The sequence below is a fragment of the Okeania sp. SIO3I5 genome (assembly GCF_010672085.1).
GTDB lineage: Bacteria > Cyanobacteriota > Cyanobacteriia > Cyanobacteriales > Microcoleaceae > Trichodesmium.
The window spans coordinates 1-19,144 of the sequence record NZ_JAAHHT010000187.1 but is presented as its reverse complement, the minus strand read 5'-3'; the positions used below and the strand labels follow the sequence as shown (position 1 = coordinate 19,144).

Genomic DNA, 19,144 nt, shown 5'->3' with positions numbered 1-19,144 from the left:
TGTTGGCAAGTTTATGTTTTACATATTTGGCACTATTATATCTAATAAACCTTTTCTTTGTCAAAGATGGATAAAAGTTGATAGATTTCTAGATCTTTCTATTGATTCGGCAAAACTTTACAATACTAAAATTGACTTTTTTAATTCCCTCAAACCAGAAAGCTTAGAGCTTGATTTTTTGGTTAAATTGAATAGACATCCCCAGAAAAAAGGGAATAGGGAAAAAAATTGATTTATCTAAGTAAGATAATTGATTTGATTTTTGGTTTTTGGAGATGTCTAAATAGTTAAATTAAATTATTCTCGACCAAAAACTTTCCCAGGACTAACTGCCGACTTCTGACTTTTGAGTACAGGACGTACCTCTATTTTTTAGTCACAATTTTTTCATTGCCTCTACAAACTTTTGAGAAATATAAGGTAATATCGTCTCATTTCTACTAATTTCCTTGCCTTCTGTAAATATAACTAATAGATATGGCAGAAGATTTGGTAACTCTATATAGGCAAAATTGTGACGTACATAAGTATCCACAATTTTAGTAGACCATATATTAGCATTTTCAGGAAGACTTTCATCTAAAAAGCCTACAGTTTGACCTTTAGTTACATATTTTGTATCTTTTTGGCTAGGATTTTTCTTTAACAAATCCATCATTTTCTCTGAAGCTTGAGGGGATACTGCAATCCCACCAATAATACTATGTAATAGACGAGCCGTACCATTAGTTGTGAGCATATTCCGATTTTCCATCAATAGTCCTTGGAAAATCCGTTCTCGGCCATAAGGCCCATCAAACCATGTTTTTTGATTCACATTAATAGATTTTAACTCAGGCCACTTGAGAGATTGAAAATAACGGTTGACAAAATTACGTTGATATTTCCAAGTTTGAAAAGGTCCAGGTGATAATTCAGGTCCACTGGTAGTTCCTGTTAAAATATCTACAACTAAACCAGTCGCATCGTCATTTGAATAAACAATCATATCACGAATTGCTCTTTCTAACTCTGGTGAAATTTTGACCATTCCTTTTTCCAACCATTCATAAATAGCTACAAGGTAAAATAAATGGACTATTCCTCCTGGATACATCCGCTCATCTCCGCGATCGCTCCAACCACGCACTTGCTTTTGCCAAAATTCTGTGGCATTCTTAATATTTCTGGTTCTTGGTGAATCGTAAACTAACCAAGTTATAGCTATTTGCTCGCAAGTTAGTTCTGAAAATTCTAACTTAGTTGCTTCTATAATATCTTTACCCAGGATATTTAGTTGTTCATCTTTATTAAAGAAAGTCATATAGAAAAGGAAAGTTAATAGTGAAGAATTAGATTAATATTTAGAAAAAGGCAAAAATGTTTACATAATCAGGACTTACGCATAATCACCATATCTAGTAGGGGCGATTTCCGTTTGTCATGCTCCTAATTACGCGGAAAGCGACAGCATTCGGAACGAAATCGCCCCTACACATAGGGGATGATTTGATATTCGTGCGTAAGTCCTGATAATAATATACGAAATTAAGGCTTAGTTGATATATATTTTTTTTCAATCTTTCGGAAAAGAGGATGATTTTTAGCTAATTATTATCTGGTGATTTTAAATCAGGGATATTTTCAAAAATACTGGTTTGAATAAAAGTTAGTAATTTAGAGCGATCGCTCTCTTAAATATTATGTGAAAACTCCCAAGTTTATATATAATATTTAAAACTATTATTCCTGTTTTCTGTTGTCTGGATATTTGATCATTTAATTAAATAGAGAACAGTTACTAACGTTTCAAAACTTGATTGAAAGGACTTATAAAATTATTTCTATTCCATTCTTACTTAAAATTACTATATCTAAATTTATATCAATGACTAAGTTATAAATTATCTAATACTTTTTAGTCCCAATGCCAGACTAATATAAATATTTATGAGTCTGATAAATGTGATTCTTTGGCAACTCAAACAGCAAGTGGACGACATTTACGAATTATTCAGTCTCAGGAAAAATCTCCCAATGCGGTTATGGTAAAACTTTTAGAGGATGACTATCCTGGGTGGTTATTAAATAAAGACTTTGACAAGATTCAACCTGCATCAACTGTTTACGAACCTCACATTTTTCATGAAGTTGAAATTAGAAATAAGTTACCAGAAGTAATTGCTTTTGCCTATACTCAAACAAAAAAAGTAGGAGTACCTGTTGAAATTCCAATTTTAAGTGTATTAATAGAACCACTTTTAATGGCTGCGGCAGCTTTAGGAATCGCTTTAGTTGGTTCCACTCAAGAAAGTTGGTTTTTACAATTTTTGTGTTTTTTGGCAGTAATTTTTCTTGTTCATCCAAGAATTTTAAATCCAGTAATTAAATATTTAGCTAAAATCAAATTAAAAAGCAAAAAATCCGATTCAGAGGCAGCTACCGAATTAAAATTAGAGCGCTATCCAATCAAGCCTTTTTGTGGAGAATTTTGTTTTGTTTTGCTTCGAGGTTCTGGATTTTTGTTGACGATGTTAGCTTTTAATTCTATTGAATTAAATCAAATTTCATTAATATTTAGTGTGTTTAGTTTAGCTTGGTTATTAGGTTTAGTTGTGCCAGGAGCGCCTGGGGGTGTTGGGGTATTTGAAGCAACTGCTTTAGCTTTACTAGAGGATAAATTTACTCCTGGTATTGTATTAAGTGCTGTTGCATTTTATCGCTTAATTAGTGTTTTAGCTGAAACTTTTGCTGCTGGTTTAGCTTTGTTGGAGCAAAAAATTAAAATTCAAAATTCAAAATTCAAGTTATTGTCATCACTCTCTACTATTGAATATTGTTTCTAACCCAAGATAACTAATAACCTTCCCACACTTCCGACCCTTCCCACACTTCCTACCCTCCCCACACTTCCCTATAAATTTCAGTGGGCAAGTTTTAATAATTTGTTACAAAATATAATAATAAGGTTTATCCAGAGTGACTTAAATTGTGAAAGTATTCCGAACACTTGACCCTCAGCAACAGCGCAGTCTAATAATTTTATTCTTGGCTGGGTTATTATTTTGGTCAAGTATAACTACCTTACTACCTACTTTACCTCTTTACTTAGATCATATTGGAGGCACAAAACAACAAATCGGTTTTGTGATGGGTTGCTTTGCTGTGGGACTATTACTATCACGATTTGTTTTAGGGCCATTAGCTGATACAAAGAGTCGAAAGTTAGTCCTGATAGTTGGCACAAGTGTAGCAGCGATCGCTCCACTCGGCTATTTACTACTCAAGTCTTTTCCTTTATTGATGCTAGTTCGTGTTTTTCATGGTATTAGCATTGCTGGAATTACTATTGGTTATAGTGCTTTAGTGGCTGACTTGTCTCCTCCTAATCGTCGGGGAGAATTAATAGGTTATATGAGTTTATCTCCTCCGATAGGTATGGCTATTGGGCCAACAATAGGTAGTTTTTTAGTAGCATCTACTGGTTATGTGCCTTTATTTATGGTTTGCTCTACTTTAGGAAGTATGAGCTTATTTTGTAGTTGTCTAGTTTGGGAACCACATACAATAGCAGAAAAAAATTCTCACTCCCATCAGTTTGAGCAACAAAAGTTCTGGCAAATATTAGGGAGTCGTAGAGTTTTGGTTCCTGCTTTTGTTATGTCGATAGTAGGTTTAATATTTGGCACAACTATTACTTTTCTACCTCTATATATTCAGGAAAATAACATTGCTCTGAATGCTGGACTTTTTTATACCGTCAGGGCGATCGCTAGTTTTATCATCCGTATTTTTACTGGGCGAGCTTCTGATCGATTTGGTCGTGGGGTTTTTATTAGTGGGGGTCTAGTATTTAACTTATTGGGTATGTTAACTTTATGGACTGCAAATACTAGCAACATGGTTTTACTGGGAGCTATTTTTGGGGGGTCTTCTGCTGGTTTAGTTTTACCAATGATGATTACTTTGATTACTGACAGATGTCCTTCAGATCAAAGAGGTAAGTTTTTCTCTCTTTGTATTGGTGGGTTTGATTTGGGATTAGCTATAGCTGGACCTACTTTCGGTCTTGTTGCAGAACAACTTGGTTATAGAGGTATGTTTGCTGTTGATGCTTGTCTTGCTTGTATAGGAATAGCTACATTTATTACTTTGTCAAATAAAGATTTACCCCATTCCATTAGATTTGCTTTTGGAAGGGGGCAAGATACTTATGCTGTTTATCGTTAATACGGGCCTGGAGGGATTCGAACCCCCGACCTCATGGTCCGTAGCCACGCACTCTATCCACTAAGCTACAGGCCCCTGTATGTTTTTGGCTTTAGATTAAACTTTTTTGAATTAGCTTTATCTTCCACACTAATAATTAATCATAGCATAAATAAATAGAATGACAAGGGATTTTTCTAAATTTGAGCAAAAATTAACTCATTTGGATTCTGAGGGTGGAGTTCAAATGGTGGATGTATCTGCTAAGGTGCCCACTGTGCGTGAAGCTGAGGCTGCGGGACAAGTACGGATGTTGTTAGAAACTTTTGAGGCTATTGAAGCGGGTAATAGTCCCAAGGGTGATGTTTTGGGCACTGCTAAGTTGGCGGGAATTATGGCGGCCAAGCAAACTGCCCAACTTATTCCTTTGTGTCATCCTTTGCCTTTACAAAAGATAGATGTACAGTTAATTCCCGATCCAAAGTTGCCGGGATATCAGATTAGAGCGATGGTGAAGACTAAGGCGGAAACTGGGGTGGAAATGGAGGCTTTGACGGCGGTTTCTGTAGCTGCTTTGACTTTGTATGATATGGCTAAGGCTTTGGAAAAGTCTATTTCTATTGAGTTAATTCGTCTGTTGAGTAAGAGTGGCGGGAAGTCTGGGGATTATATTTCTAAATAGGGAACAGGGAACAGTTGGAAAAATATTCCCGTTGTTAAGATTCATCATCAACTTCTATCCTCACCAATTCTTTCTTCGCTACAAAATCTAGGTAGGGAAAATATAGCACTACGCATTAAGGTTAGGAAATTTATAAATCTTGAAACCCTTTATTAGTCTGCTGTTCCCTATCCCCTATTCCCTATTCCCTATTCCCTAGCGCTATAAATATTGCTGAGTTAGCTTTACAATAATTAAAGAAACTGAACAGTAATTAAATTTTTTTTTAAGTATTATGCCTCCTCGTTGGCCTCGCAAACCTGACCGTAATGACCCAGAGTTCAGGAAGTTGGATGATAGAATGAATTTTGCTATTCATGTAGCTATTTTTGCTGCTAGTAATTCTATTTTATGGTTTTTCCGTAATCTTACAGTAGCGAATTGGCCTTGGACTATCTGGGTAACAGGTGGTTGGGTATCTCTATTGTTAATTCATGGAGTATATATTTTTGTCCTTGCAGATTATGTCGCCATTTCTAAGGATTCTATATCAGATAATTAGAGTGATTATTTAGCTAAAAAATTTAGGTTTAACTATTCTTCTGATGACTAGAAAATTAGGTCTCAAGTCTCTCCTGTAAAGGAAACAAAAGAAGAAAATTTAGTCTTTAAAGCGTCCTACTTTAGTAGGAGGTACTGATAGTTGATTTACTGACACTTCGCGTTTGCGGAGCATTCCGGAACGGAAAGTGTCGCTACTAACTAATAACTGAAATGACTAATGCTAGTACAACACAAATAATTGAAAGTTTAGCAGCAGAAATAGGGGATAAGGTTTATCTGGATATTACTGGTTGGCATCTCTATTTATCTGATGCAAAACTCCATACAAATTTGGCTGAAAAATTTTATCCTATTCTGACTCAGGAGGTACCTTCTGAAAGTCAGGTTGTGGAAATATTACAGGGTGTTCCTGTTAAGTTAGGTGCTGGTAGAAGGGAAGTTCCTTTGATAGATTTATTGCCGATGCAGTGTCAGATTGATTTGATAGAAACTTTGGCAGAGTTTCGAGAAAAAATGTAATTTGAACGGATATTTTAGTAAGCATTCAGCTTTTTTTGTGAAGGCATTAAACAGATTTGCTATAAATAGCTAAGGTCTGTAAGATGTACTTTAAGCAATACTTGAAAATGAGAGCTTTAGTCTTTCAATATTTTCATACAACTTGATTTTGTATAAAACTGACGGCTGAATACTTACATATTTTTATCGTTAAACAATAGTATTGGCTTGTTTATTTCAGTAAATTTGTATAAGCAACCTAATTTTTTATCGGGTATTTTTACATAAAAAATAAACTCGTTGTGTGGAGTTTTTGAGGTATAAATAATTCTACGTTCAGAATATAAATATATCAATTAGAAAAAATTTTACTATGTAGCGTTTCTCAAGTTAATAATACCATTTCGACCTGATGTTGCGCTTATGAAGACCTCGCCCGATCAGGCGGGGTTTAAATGAAAGATAACAGCTATTAGTAAAATTCAGGTCTGGGTAAGAATTATTAATCGTATTGTTACAGAGAAATAGTATAAGGTACAGTTATTTTTATTATTTTTTATTCCCTACTCCCTACTCCCTAAAAATTACGAATTTTCTATCTCACGCTTTTTGGGAATTGTTATACTTCAATTGTATATTTCTAAATATGGCTTGCTGAATAAGTCTAAAAAAATTTTCATAAAAAGCTAAAAATTTTTCTTTCTTATTCTTAAATAAGTGCAAGATTATCCCTTTTACCTGTCTCAAAAACCCTAAATTTATACTAACCCAGGGTTATAAATATTGGAAAATTTTGTTCTCGCTTCTATGTATTCTACCAAGTTGACGTGATGTTAGTATCTAATAAATTTTGTTATTTTGATAGTTATTTTTGTCATTTATCATTAGATTTTTTTGATATCAAGTCTTATTAATTAGCCATAATAAACATAATAAAAATATTTTTCTATTTCAAATGGCTCTCTATTGCCTATTCCCTAAAATTTTTATTGTGGGTATTCAAAGAAACATGATATGAGATATATAACTTAGGTGACACTTAAATTATTAAGTAATTAACACAGGCACATGGAACCTTTTTGATAACTATTAAAAAAGTAGTGTATTAATTATTTATGTTTTTACTTTTTCCCCGCTCCCTTACTCAAGATATGGGTTGAAAAGTTTTTGATAAATAATATAAGAGAAGCTGAGGAAGAGATAATATCAATTTTCATAAAAAGCTATTGTGACTTTTGTTTTTCACAAAACAATATGATCAATTAATTAGACCAAACATCATTATTGATTAATTGGTTAAGTCGTAAATAATTCTCAGGAGAATCTCAGGATTAATTATTAATTTATTAACTTTAATTCTATAATCTTTTATTTAGTTAATTTATTCTCAGTAGAGATGACCCAAAAATCTGGTCTCAAGCCTCTACTTTTTAGGAGATGAAAATAATAAACTTCAGTATTTTAATCCGGATGCTTTCCTAGGTCATGCTGCGCAAACAGCAGTCGGTATTGATAACTGATAATTGATAACTGAAATGACTGACTATGACTACTTCAAATATTACTAAAAAATATATTAAAGGTCGCTTAAATAATCTGATTTTTGTGAAATTCCGTTTGGCAACACTACTGCTAATAGGGGGAGTAACTCTATTAACAATTATTGTAGTTGCTTGGTTGGCGGGAATTGGTCAAGTAGACGAATTTTTTACTCAAATTCATTACTTTCAAGAAAATCCGCCTCTGTGGGTACAAGTACCAACAGATAATAGTAAATATTTAGTTTTGCCGACAATTTTACTATTTTTAATCGCTCAAGGAATTATGAAAATTTCCCCTACTCCAAAAAATTGGTCGCGAGTTTTTGTAGTAGGGATTTTATTAGGTTTAACTATTCGTTATTTATCCTGGCGATCGCTCTCAACTTTGAATCTAAATAATCCTATAAACGGTATATTTAGTCTTGGCTTATTAGGTCTAGAAATTGTGACAATAAGTAGTAGCGTTCTTGGTTTATTTTTGATGTTCAAAGTCAAAAATCGTCAACCAGAAGCAGATTATTTTTCTCAGGCAATTTTAGATAAAACTTTTGAGCCATCAGTAGATATTTTGATTCCTACTTATAATGAAGCAGAGTTTATTTTAGAACGTACTGTTATTGGATGCCAAGCTTTAGAATATAACAACAAAAAAGTTTATTTACTAGATGATACTAATCGAGAAAACGTGAAAAATTTAGCGGAAAAATTAGGTTGTGAATATATAACTAGATATGATAATTCTTATGCCAAAGCAGGAAATCTAAATCACGCTATTACCAAAACAAATGGTGAATTTATTGTTGTTTTTGATGCTGACTTTATTCCTACAAAAAACTTTTTAACTCGGACTTTAGGATTTTTCCAAAATGAACAGGTTGCCCTAGTACAAACTCCTCAAACATTTTATAATATCGACCCCATAGCTAAAAATTTAGGTTTAGAAAATATCTTAACCCCAGAAGAAGAAACATTTTACCGACAAATTCAACCAATGAAAGATGGTGCAGATGGGGTTTTGTGTGCAGGAACTTCTTTTTTAGTCAGACGTAAAGCTTTAGAGTCAGTAGGAGGATTTGTGACAGAATCAATTTGTGAAGATTGTTTTACAGGAGTTCTTTTATCAGCTAAAGGTTATCAGTCAGTTTATTTAGAGGAAAAATTAAGTGCTGGTTTAGCTGCTGAAAATATTTCTTGTTATGCGACTCAAAGATTAAGATGGGCAAGGGGAACTTTTCAAGGGTTTTTTATAAATTCTAATCCTTTGACAATTCCTGGATTAAGTTTTGGTCAAAGATTGGCATATTTAGAAACATTTTTAAGTTGGTTGACTAGCATTAGTTATGTTGGTTTTTTGTTCATGCCATTAACTTATGTTTTTTTTGATACGATTCCCATCAAAGCTTCTGCTGCTGAATATTTATATTTCTTTTTGCCTTATTATTTAGCAAGTTTCAATGTATTTTCTTGGCTAAATTATCGTTCTCAATCATTACTTTTATCCGGTTTGAATCATACTATTTTAGCTTTTCCTAAAGCAATAACAATAATTCAAACTTTACTAAATCCATTCTCAAAAAGATTTAGAGTTACACCAAAAGGAATTAAAAGCGATCGCTACTATTTTAATATGAATTTGGCTTTGCCTTTGGTAATATTTTTAGTCCTCAACAGTTTAAGTTTATTGTTTAATTTGTATAACAACTATATAAATCAAAGTTGGGAAGTAAGTGAACAGATAGAAAGTTTTAATTTGGGATTATTTTGGAGTGGGTATAATATATTGATGATTTGGGTGGCATTATTAGGGTTAATAGATGTACCGAAGCAAGATATTTATGAATGGTTTAATTTGCGAAGGATAGTGAAATTAAAAATTTGTAACCAGACATTTTGGGGTACTACTAGACAAATATCGGAGGTGGGTGCTGAGATAGAGATTAATCAGAAAATTCCATCTAATTTAGTAGGAAAAAATTTGCCTGTCAGATTTAAAATTCTTGAGGAAAAAATTTGTTTAGTAGGGAAAATAATTCATATAGATATGAGTGGAGAATTTCCCTGTATAAAAGTCAGATTTGAGGAGGTAAACTTATCTGAAAAAAGGCAATTAATAGAATTATTATTCTGTCGTCCTTGGCAATGGCAAAGACGAGAAATACCTGGTGAATTACAATCTTTATGGTTATTATTGAGGGTATTTTTGAAGCCAAGATTTATCTTTGAAAGAAAACCAAAACAGAAAGCAATGGAGGTTAGTCAGCTTTAACTTTACTATCCTAATTAGACCTCTAAGGTTCTTTTGAAATCTACACCTTGAGATTTTAGAATTAGGGAATTTACGGTTTAGGATAACTCTCTTGACAAAAATCACAAAATTTGATAATAAAACAGTTTTAGTGAAATAAATAGGGGTAAAAATTTCTCTTACCTCTAGATCAATTTAACAAAAAAATTGACAACTAAAAAAGGATGCTATAGTGTAGCGCTAGCGATTTTTATCTGACTTATACCTGAATGAATATTTTGAATTTATCCAATCGCGAAATCTGAAAATTACAAAGCTTTGCTGGAATAAATTAAGGGTGAAAATTTTCCTGACTCCTAGAGAAATTTCACAGAAAAATTTAGACTGAAAAGAGGATAGTTATAGTTTGGCGCTCGCTATTTTTATCTGACTTATACCTGAGTGAATATTTTCAATTTATCCAATCGCAAAATCTGAGAATGAAAGAGTTTTGCTGGAATAAATTAAGGATAAAAATTTTCCTGACTCCTAGAGAAATTTCACAGAAAAATTGACAACTAAAAAAGGATAGCTATAGTGTAGCGCTCGCTATTTTTATCTGACTTATACCTGAGTGAATATTTTCAATTTATCCAATCCAAAAATCTGACAATTACAAAATTTTGCTGGAATAAATTAAGGGTAAAAATTTCCCTGACTCCAACGTAAATTTAACAGAAAAATTGACAACTAAAAAAGGATAACTATAGTTGAGCGCTCGCTATTTTTATCTGACTAATACCTGAGTGAATATTTTCAATTTATCCAATCCAAAAATCTGACTAATACCTGAAATACCTGAGTGAATATTTTCAATTTATCCAAGGGAAAAATCTGACAATTACACAGTTTTGCTGGAATAAATAGGGGTAAAATTTCCCTGACTCCAACGTAAATTTCACAGAAAAATTGACAACTAAAAAAGGATAGCTATAGTGTAGTGCTCGCTATTTTTATCTGACTAATACCTGAGTGAATATTTTCAATTTCTACAATCGCAAAATCTGACTAATACCTGAAATACCTGAGTGAATATTTTCAATTTATCCAATCGCAAAATCTGAAAGTGACAAAGTTTTGCTGGAATAAATTAAGGATAAAAATTTTCCTGACTCCTAGAGAAATTTTACAGAAAAATTGACAACTAAAAAAGGATAACTATAGTTGAGCGCTCGCTATTTTTATCTGACTTATATCTGAGTGAATATTTTCAATTTATCCAATCGCAAAATCTGACTAATACCTGAAATACCTGAGTGAATATTTTCAATTTATCCAAGGGCAAAATCTGAAAATGACAAAGTTTTACTGGAATAAATTAAGGATAAAAATTTTCCTGACTCCTGGAGAAATTGAACAGAAAAATTGACAACTAAAAAAGGATGGCTATAGTTTAGCGCTCGCTATTTTTATCTGACTAATACCTGAGTGAATATTTTCCATTTCAGCTAATAAATAATCTGCCAGTTTTTCCGAAATTATGAATATATATTTACCAAGATTTATAAGTTAGCTTGAGTAACCGAAAAGCAAGATAACCAGTCAAGCAAAGAATCAGATTTTCATCCCAAGAATTTCTCCAGGAGCAAAATCTGAAAATGAAAGAGTTTTGCTCGAATAAATTAAGGATAAAAATTTCCCTGACTCCTAGAGAAATTGAACAGAAAAATTTACAACTAAAAAAAGATGGTTAGTTTACCGATCACTATTTTTATCTGACTAATGCGTGAGTGAATATTTTCAATTTATCCAATCGCAAAATCTGAGAATGACAAAGTTTTGCTGGAATAAATAGGGATAAAATTTTCCTGACTTCAACGGAAATTTAACAGAAAAATTTACAACTAAAAAAGGATAACTATAATTTAGCGCTCGCTATTTTTATTAGACTTATACCTAACTGAATATTTTCAATTTATCCAAGGGCAAAATCTGAGAATGAAAGAGTTTTGCTGGAATAAATTAAGGGTGAAAATTTTCCTGACTCCTAGAGAAATTTAACAGAAAAATTGACAACTAAAAAAGGATAGCTATAGTTTAGCGCTCGCTATTTTTATTAGACTTATACCTAACTGAATATTTTCAATTTATCCAAGGGCAAAATCTGAGAATGAAAGAGTTTTGCTGGAATAAATTAAGGGTGAAAATTTTCCTGACTCCTAGAGAAATTTAACAGAAAAATTGACAACTAAAAAAGGATAGCTATAGTTTAGCGATCGCTATTTTTATTAGACTTATACCTAACTGAATATTTTCAATTTATCCAAGGGCAAAATCTGAGAATGAAAGAGTTTTGCTGGAATAAATTAAGGCTAAAAATTTTCCTGACTCCTAGAGAAATTTAACAGAAAAATTGACAACTAAAAAAGGATAGCTATAGTGTAGTGATCGCTATTTTTATCAGACTTATACCTTCGCGAATATTTTCAACGGAATTTGCCTAAGACAATCTTGAATATCTATCTCCAAATTTTTCATAGGCAGTTCTGGGTAATCAGGTAACTCCAGCTTCAACTAATAAATAATCTGCCAGTTTTTCCGAAATTATGAATATATATTTACCAAGATTTATAAGTTAGCTTGAGTAACCGAAAAGCAAGATAACCAGTCAAGCAAAGAATCAGATTGTCATCCCAATAATTTTTTAAATCGCAAAATCTGAGAATGGCAAAGTTTTGCTGGAATAAATTAAGGGTAAAAATTTCCCTGACTCCTAGAGAAATTGAACAGAAAAATTTACAACTAAAAGAGGATGGTTATAGTTTGGCGAGCGCTATTTTTATCTGACTAATACCTGAGTGAATATTTTCAATTTCTACAATCGCGAAATCTGAAAATGAAAGAGTTTTGCTGGAATAAATTAAGGATAAAAATTTTCCTGACTCCTAGAGAAATTTTACAGAAAACGTGAGTGAATATTTTCAATTTCTCCAATCGCAAAATCTAAGAATGACAGAGTTTTGCCGGCATAAATAGGGATAAAATTTCCCTGACTCCAACGTAAATTTCACAGAAAAATTTACAACTAAAACAGGATAGCTATAGTGTAGCGATCACTATTTTTATCTGACTTATACCTGAGTGAATATTTTCAATTTCTCCAATGGGAAAATCTGAGAATGACAAAGTTTTGCTGGAATAAATAGGGATAAAATTTCCCTGACTCCAACGTAAATTGAACAGAAAAATTTACAACTAAAAAAAGATGGTTATAGTTTAGCGATCGCTATTTTTATTCGACTTATACCTGAATGAATATTTTCAATGGAATTTGCGTAAGACAATCTTAAATACCCATCTCCAAATTTTCCATAAGCAGTTCCAGGTAATAAGGCGACTCCAGCTTCAGCTAATAAATAATCTGCTAGTTTTTCACAAGTTATCGGCAGTTGCTTTACATTGGGAAAAGCATAAAAAGCACCTGCTGGTTTTCGACAATTAATACCTGGAATAGAGTTTAAGCCATCGACAATTACATCACGTCTTTGTTTAAATTCGGCGAACATTTTTTTGATAAATTCCTGAGAATTTTTGATGGCTTCTATGCCAGCTATTTGAGTAAATGAACAAGCACAGGAATTAGAATTTAACATCAACTGCTCGAAGTTTTCTGCTATTGCTTTGGGAGAAACAGAATAACCTAAGCGCCATCCAGTCATGGCATAAGTTTTTGAGTGCCCATCTAATAAAATTGTGCGTTCTTTCATACCAGGAAAACTGATGATACTGGTAAATTTTGAATCATAAGTTAAGTGGGAGTAAATTTCATCAGAAAGAACATACAAATTATGTTTAATTGCCAGTTTAGCTATAGCTTCTAAATATTCGGAAGTTAATACACTGCCAGTTGGATTATGGGGAGAATTCAAAATTAGTAATTTTGTCTTCTCAGAAATAGAATTAGCTAAATTATCAATACTAAATTGAAAGTCTAATTCTTCCAATAAAGGTAATGGAATTGGTTTACCTCCCACTAAATTAATGACTGATTGATAAACAGGAAATCCAGGGTTGGGATAAATTACTTCATCTCCCGGATTTATTAATGCTAAAAGAGTGAAAAATATGACTGGTTTTGCGCCTGGCATTACTACTACTTCATCAGGATTAACTGATATATTTCGAGTTTGAGAAATATGTTCTGCTATTACTTTTCTTAACTCTAATAAACCGGCTGCTGGAGTATAGGTTGTATAGCCATCATTCATAGCTTGAAAAGCAACTTCGCGAATATTTTGAGGAGTCTTAAAATCAGGTTGACCTATTTCTAAATGAATAATATTTTGACCTTGAGATTCTAACTTTTTTGCCTTAGTAAAAACTTCTATGGCAGCATCGCCACCTAAGCCATTCATTCTGGTTGAAAAGTTCATAGTTAAAGAGATAATTTTACTATTGGTATAGGTAAGGAAGAAGAAAAAGGGGCTAATTTTGAAAAAAGAATAATGATAGAGTATAGATATCTAAAATGAATCAGAGCAACTATTTTTCAGTATCTCTGATCGAAATGTACTTTTTGTTCTTTTTTCAAAGTGGTATTAATTAAAAAAAGGAAATTTTAGTTATGGGTAAAACTCGCTTTAGTGTCAGAGAGCATGAATTAGAATTAATTTGTGAATTAAGTGGTAAAGAATATATCATTTACGATAATAAAATAGTTTCTGAGAAACGAAATGTGCTAAGTTTATCTTCTGTTCATAATTTTGAAGTTACTGAAACTGCCAAAGTAGTTAATTATAGTGTAAGTTTTAAAGGTACTCTTTCAGGCTTAATACAATATAACGTAAACCGGAATAATATACAAATAAAAAAGGGTGTAATGAGTTCAATGACACTGGGTTTGCTGAGAATATTTTTTTTATTCATGGGTTTAGGTTTTACAGCTAATGGAGGGTTATTGATAATAGTAAGAAATTATATAGAATATCTAAGCTCGACATATAGTCCTGATGAGTTAATCGGTTTCTATATCGATCAGGGAATTAATTTAATTTTTGGAGTTTTCTTTCTGATATTTGCTTTTTGGTTGAAGAGAATTCTCTTGAAACTACTAAAACTGATAACTACATTATTATGGATACGAATAGGAATGATGCTAGTTACAATGTCTTTTGTATTTTGGAATTTGATACAAGAGCAGATTTTTTCGCCTTGGTTAATATTGAGAATTTTATTTATCTGGCTGTTTTGGTCTCTTTTAGAAAATTGTAAAGCTATTTCTAAAGAACTTAAATTACAAACAAAGTAACACTGCCAAAAATAAATCTAGCTAGTATAGAATACTTCTTGCTGAAGTAGGGAATAGTTCAATAATTAATAATTACCTCTTATTTTTAAAAAGAGGATTGGTTAAAAAGGATTTTTTCTTATCTTGGTCGATTTAACGACCTCGGTCACTTAACTTTTGGATAGTTAAAAAAATGCTCGATTTTATAGCTTTAAGATGAAGAAAAAACAAATATTAGCCCTTGGTTTTCATCGACTTTCAGTAGCTATTGTAGCTAGAGGTTTATCTCCTATACTACCAATATATGCAATATATTTAGATGCTAATTCCCAATTCGTAGGTTACTATATGTCTTTTTTGCAAATTGTTTTAATTGCTGGGAATTTTTTGGGTGGTTGGTTGGGAGATAAACTTGGAAATAAAAAAATCTTGCTTATTGCTAGTACGGTAGCTAGTATTCCAGCTATCTGGTTGATGGGTAAAGTTAATAATATTTGGCAACTTGCTATATTGACAAGTATTGTTTGGTGTTTTTATCTTGGTATTGGCATTAATCTTAATATTACTCTAGTCGGTTTATTGAGTCTGCCACATGAAAGAGGAAAAGTATTTGGCATATTTTCTGTTGTAGCAGCTTTAGCTGGTTTATTGGCAGGTTTAACGTTTGGTCCTATTGCTGATTTATGGGGTTATTCGACTATGTTTAAATTTGTTTGTTTGTTTTCCTGCTTTTTTGCTTTATCGGAATTATTTTTGGAGGATAAACCTCTCTCTAATACTTCCTTAATAGAGAAAAAAACTGAACAGTCAACAAAAAAATGGTCGAAAGAATTTTTATTAATGCTGATAGCTAGTCTAATGATGGGATTGGTTTCTTTTGGTGGTAATTTAGGTATTTCTTTGGCTATGAACCAGCAAGGTTTTCTGTTGAGACATATTTCTTTTGTGATGGGTTTCAGTGCTAGTATTTCTTGTTTCTTTTCCCCTCTAAGTGGTTGGATGAGTGATAAATTTGGTCATAAAACAATCTTAATTTCTTGTTATTTAATAGGTGCATTGGGTGTTTTTTCTCTTGCCAGTGCAGTATCTCTATGGCAATTTTATTTAGCTGCTTGTGGAATATCTTTTTTGTCTTATGTTGCTTTAGCTCCTAGTTCTGCTTTAGTCACAAATTTAGTTGCTCCAGATTTTTTGGGAAGAGCTATTTCTTTGTTTAGAACTGCACTCCGAGTCGGAGGAATTATTGGCTTTACTTTTACTGGTAGTCTGATTGAAAAAATGGGAATAAGTTTAATATTTGTTTTGGAAGGATTCATTTTAATTGTTGCAGTTTGTTTGTTAATTCCTCAGCAATACTCAATAAAAAAATTCTAGTTTTAGGGAATAGGAAGTAGATAATATGGAGTAGAGAATAGGGAATGATAAAAATCATGCTTATATTTTCTCAATTTATGATGGTAAGGTACAGTTGAAGACTAATATCTCTTCCCTATTTACTAAACTGGTATAGCAATTCCCAAAAAGTTTGAGGTACAAAATTCTTTGGTTTTAGGGAACAGGGAACAGGGAATAGGGAATAGGGAATAGGGAGTAGGGAGTAGGGAGTAGGGAGTAGTAATTCTTGTTCCGTAGGATATAGATAAAGAAGAAAAACAACTGTACCTCCGAGAGCTTGGGAAACGCTATAAAACTTTGTATCTCACTAATTCCAAAACTACTGTAATTATTTTTATGTTTGCTTTTCCATAGGGAAGTTTGATGCAAAATCCCTACTACTTCTCTACTTCCTAGCTCAAGAAAGTTTAGAAAAGTCTTTGATAAATTCTATTACTTGAGGGGGATAATAAAATTTTAAATATTTCAAATTTATGGAAATAAAATCAATGAAAAAATTGTCTATTCCACGAATAATAAAATTTTCTATTTTAATGATATGTATGCTAATTCTGATGATTATTTTTTCTTCGATAGCAGCTTTTAAGGGAATGGATATTCAACCTAAAATGCCGGATTTGATATCAGCTAATACATTACAACCTGAACGTAGTGAAAGTATATTAAATCTACCTGTAAAAATTCCTTTGAGTAATATTCAAAAAGCATTAAATTTGAATATTTCCAAGACATTTTCTGGCACAGAGACTGACCTTATAGATCGGCTTTCTAATGATAAACTTACCTACGAAATTAATCGCAAAGACTTCAGTATTGGCACTCAAAATAATCGGATAACTTTTTCAGTGCCAATATCAGGAACTGCAAGAATAAAAGGTAAAGTTAATTTAGGTTTTACGAAAATTCCAGTTAGTGCGCGGACAAATATTGCAGGTACAATTTTTGGCGATCTTTCTTTAGGAATAGATAATGAATGGAATATTCAACCGAATCTAAATGTATCGACTAATTTAACTAAAGCAGATGTACCAATAAAAAATGTTGGCACTATTAGTATTCGTAGTCTTCTGAAAAAACAGGTGGATAAAGCTATCAATAAAGAGAAACCTAAATTAATTGCAGAACTTGTTAAAAAGTTAAACCTAAAGGCAGAAGTAACAAAACAATGGAATAATTTGCATTTGTCAGAAAAGGTAAATCAAGACCCTTCAATTTGGATTAAAACTGAACCGCAAAGTGTTAGTTTTAAAGAGTTTGATTTGAGCGATGGTGAAAATGTTCAATCTGGAATTGGAATTAAAATGTTTGTGGATACTTGTATATGTAAAGAAGCTCCTGTTCTTAATTTTAAGCCGTTGCCTAATCTTGTTATTCAAGACCAGATAATAGATAAGTTTTTAATAAATTTGCCTGTGCAAGTTTCTGTTGATGAATTGAATAATACTCTTGCATCTAAAGTTAGGGGTAAGTCTTTGTCTATTGATGAAAATCTGAAATTTATTGTTAATGAAATTAATTTGTCTGCATTAGGTGAAAAAGTTCTTGTTAAGGTTGATTTTAAGACTGATAAAGGCAATTTTCTTCAGGGAGCAAAAGGAATATTATATCTTTGGGGTAAGATTTTTTATGAGCAAGATTCTAATAATCTGAAAGTGGTTGAACTGGATTATGATGTTGATACAAAAAATGCTTTATTATCAACAGCAGATTCGCTTTTGAAACCTGTTTTGCTTCGGCAAATTGAGGAACGTCTTTCTTTTCCTTTAGAACAAGAATTAATTAGAGCTAAAGATGAGGCTAATAAATATATCAAGAAGATAAAGTTGCCTCCTGAAATTGATGCAAATATTGAAGTGAAAACGATTGAAGTTGAAAAGGTTGTTGTGGCAAATAATGATATTTTTCTGGTTTTATTAGCTGATGGAAATATGGCTGCTATTTTGAATTTAGAGGATAGGGAGTAGGAAAGAAAAAATAGTGAATCTCATTAATATAAGATTCACTATAAAAGTAAAAATTTCTATATTAGTTCTTTTTGCAAAAGTAACAAATTAATAGCTTATTGCTAAGAGCTGACTCCTGAATGTTTACCTAAACTTTTATCTCGATCTACGCTCTTATTTATTCTCTAAAATTCTCTTGTTAACTATGTCTTCTATTTTCGAGGTCAAATCACTTATATTTGTTCTTTTGATGAGATATCCTGTATCAATGAATCCTATGATGTAAGATAAAACTCCTCTAGCTGGCTGAAAAGAATAATTAATTATTTTTGTTGTCATTTCGGTTCTTCCTGTAAGCGGACTATCAGATATATCCATTTGATAATAGATATATCCTCCATAGTTTCTTTTTAGACCTTTCATTTTTTCCTTTTTTTCCCATTCTACTTGGAGTAATATGTGTAATTGATTCCTCAAAATTCCAATCTTGGCATCATGTGTCTTAACTTCATTATAAGGGGTTTTCTTTAATTCAATTCCCTCAAAGTATTCTGAGTATTCTGGATAGGGTGTTGCATTTTGGTTAATGTTGATTTCTTGAGTGGGAAAGGCACTAAATAAAATGCTTTCTAATAACATTATTATAGATATCAAAGTTACTAATTCTATTTTACTAAAATTGATATTCAGCTTCTGCAATACATAGTTGAAAATTATCGGAGTAATTAATATGAAAATTGCTGTACTAATGGTTTTATATTGTTTAATTTCTACTACACCTGGTTGAAAATAGTTAACTATTGAAACTGTAATAAGATTAGTTAAAATTCCAGCAATTATCCA

Annotated in this window: 13 protein-coding genes and 1 tRNA gene; 10 read left to right on the top strand and 4 right to left on the bottom strand. The window is 32.1% G+C overall.

Features of this window, described 5'->3' with window-relative positions; all coding sequences use genetic code 11:
* A partial coding sequence (locus F6K40_RS29635) for a hypothetical protein (RefSeq protein ID WP_293141043.1) occupies positions 1-232 on the top strand: 232 nt, incomplete at its 5' end.
* 144 nt (positions 233-376) lie between these two features.
* Here the strand turns inward: F6K40_RS29635 and F6K40_RS29630 are convergent.
* Positions 377-1,303: a serine hydrolase gene (locus tag F6K40_RS29630; RefSeq protein WP_293141041.1), complete on the bottom strand. Its 927-nt coding sequence runs from the start codon at positions 1,301-1,303 to the stop codon at positions 377-379.
* 616 nt (positions 1,304-1,919) lie between these two features.
* On the opposite strand from F6K40_RS29630, the gene F6K40_RS29625 reads away from it, so the two are divergent.
* The gene (locus F6K40_RS29625) at positions 1,920-2,825 is read left to right on the top strand and encodes a UPF0104 family protein (protein WP_365673234.1); all 906 of its coding nucleotides are present in this window, start codon (positions 1,920-1,922) and stop codon (positions 2,823-2,825) included.
* Between the two features lie 145 nt (positions 2,826-2,970).
* A complete protein-coding gene (locus F6K40_RS29620; RefSeq protein ID WP_293141039.1) occupies positions 2,971-4,209 on the top strand; it encodes an MFS transporter in 1,239 nt (412 codons plus the stop codon).
* Positions 4,210-4,211: 2 nt separating this feature from the next.
* On the opposite strand, the gene F6K40_RS29615 is transcribed toward F6K40_RS29620, so the two are convergent.
* A tRNA-Arg gene (locus tag F6K40_RS29615) sits at positions 4,212-4,284 on the bottom strand.
* 85 nt (positions 4,285-4,369) lie between these two features.
* Between F6K40_RS29615 and moaC the strand changes: the two genes are divergently transcribed.
* From moaC to F6K40_RS29595, 4 genes are all read left to right on the top strand, one after another.
* Complete coding sequence (moaC, locus tag F6K40_RS29610) at positions 4,370-4,870, top strand: cyclic pyranopterin monophosphate synthase MoaC (protein WP_293141037.1); 501 nt, start codon at positions 4,370-4,372, stop codon at positions 4,868-4,870.
* 274 nt (positions 4,871-5,144) lie between these two features.
* Complete coding sequence (locus F6K40_RS29605) at positions 5,145-5,411, top strand: 2TM domain-containing protein (protein ID WP_293141035.1); 267 nt, start codon at positions 5,145-5,147, stop codon at positions 5,409-5,411.
* Positions 5,412-5,623: 212 nt separating this feature from the next.
* Entirely contained in the window at positions 5,624-5,932 is a 309-nt protein-coding gene (locus F6K40_RS29600; protein WP_293141033.1) for a DUF3181 family protein, read from the top strand.
* A 1,524-nt stretch (positions 5,933-7,456) separates the two neighbouring features.
* A complete protein-coding gene (locus tag F6K40_RS29595) occupies positions 7,457-9,718 on the top strand; it encodes a glycosyltransferase (RefSeq protein ID WP_293141031.1) in 2,262 nt (753 codons plus the stop codon).
* Between the two features lie 3,227 nt (positions 9,719-12,945).
* Here F6K40_RS29595 and F6K40_RS29590 read toward each other — a convergent pair.
* A complete protein-coding gene (locus tag F6K40_RS29590) occupies positions 12,946-14,109 on the bottom strand; it encodes a pyridoxal phosphate-dependent aminotransferase (RefSeq protein WP_293141029.1) in 1,164 nt (387 codons plus the stop codon).
* 191 nt (positions 14,110-14,300) lie between these two features.
* On the opposite strand from F6K40_RS29590, the gene F6K40_RS29585 reads away from it, so the two are divergent.
* From F6K40_RS29585 to F6K40_RS29575, 3 genes are all read left to right on the top strand, one after another.
* Positions 14,301-14,984: a hypothetical protein gene (locus F6K40_RS29585; protein WP_293141027.1), complete on the top strand. Its 684-nt coding sequence runs from the start codon at positions 14,301-14,303 to the stop codon at positions 14,982-14,984.
* 195 nt (positions 14,985-15,179) lie between these two features.
* Positions 15,180-16,337 (top strand): MFS transporter, encoded by a 1,158-nt coding sequence (locus tag F6K40_RS29580; RefSeq protein WP_293141025.1) that lies wholly within the window; start codon positions 15,180-15,182, stop codon positions 16,335-16,337.
* Between the two features lie 611 nt (positions 16,338-16,948).
* Entirely contained in the window at positions 16,949-18,322 is a 1,374-nt protein-coding gene (locus F6K40_RS29575; protein WP_293141023.1) for a DUF4403 family protein, read from the top strand.
* Between the two features lie 153 nt (positions 18,323-18,475).
* Here the strand turns inward: F6K40_RS29575 and F6K40_RS29570 are convergent.
* Positions 18,476-19,144: hypothetical protein (locus F6K40_RS29570; protein ID WP_293141021.1), on the bottom strand; the 669-nt coding region annotated here is incomplete at its 5' end.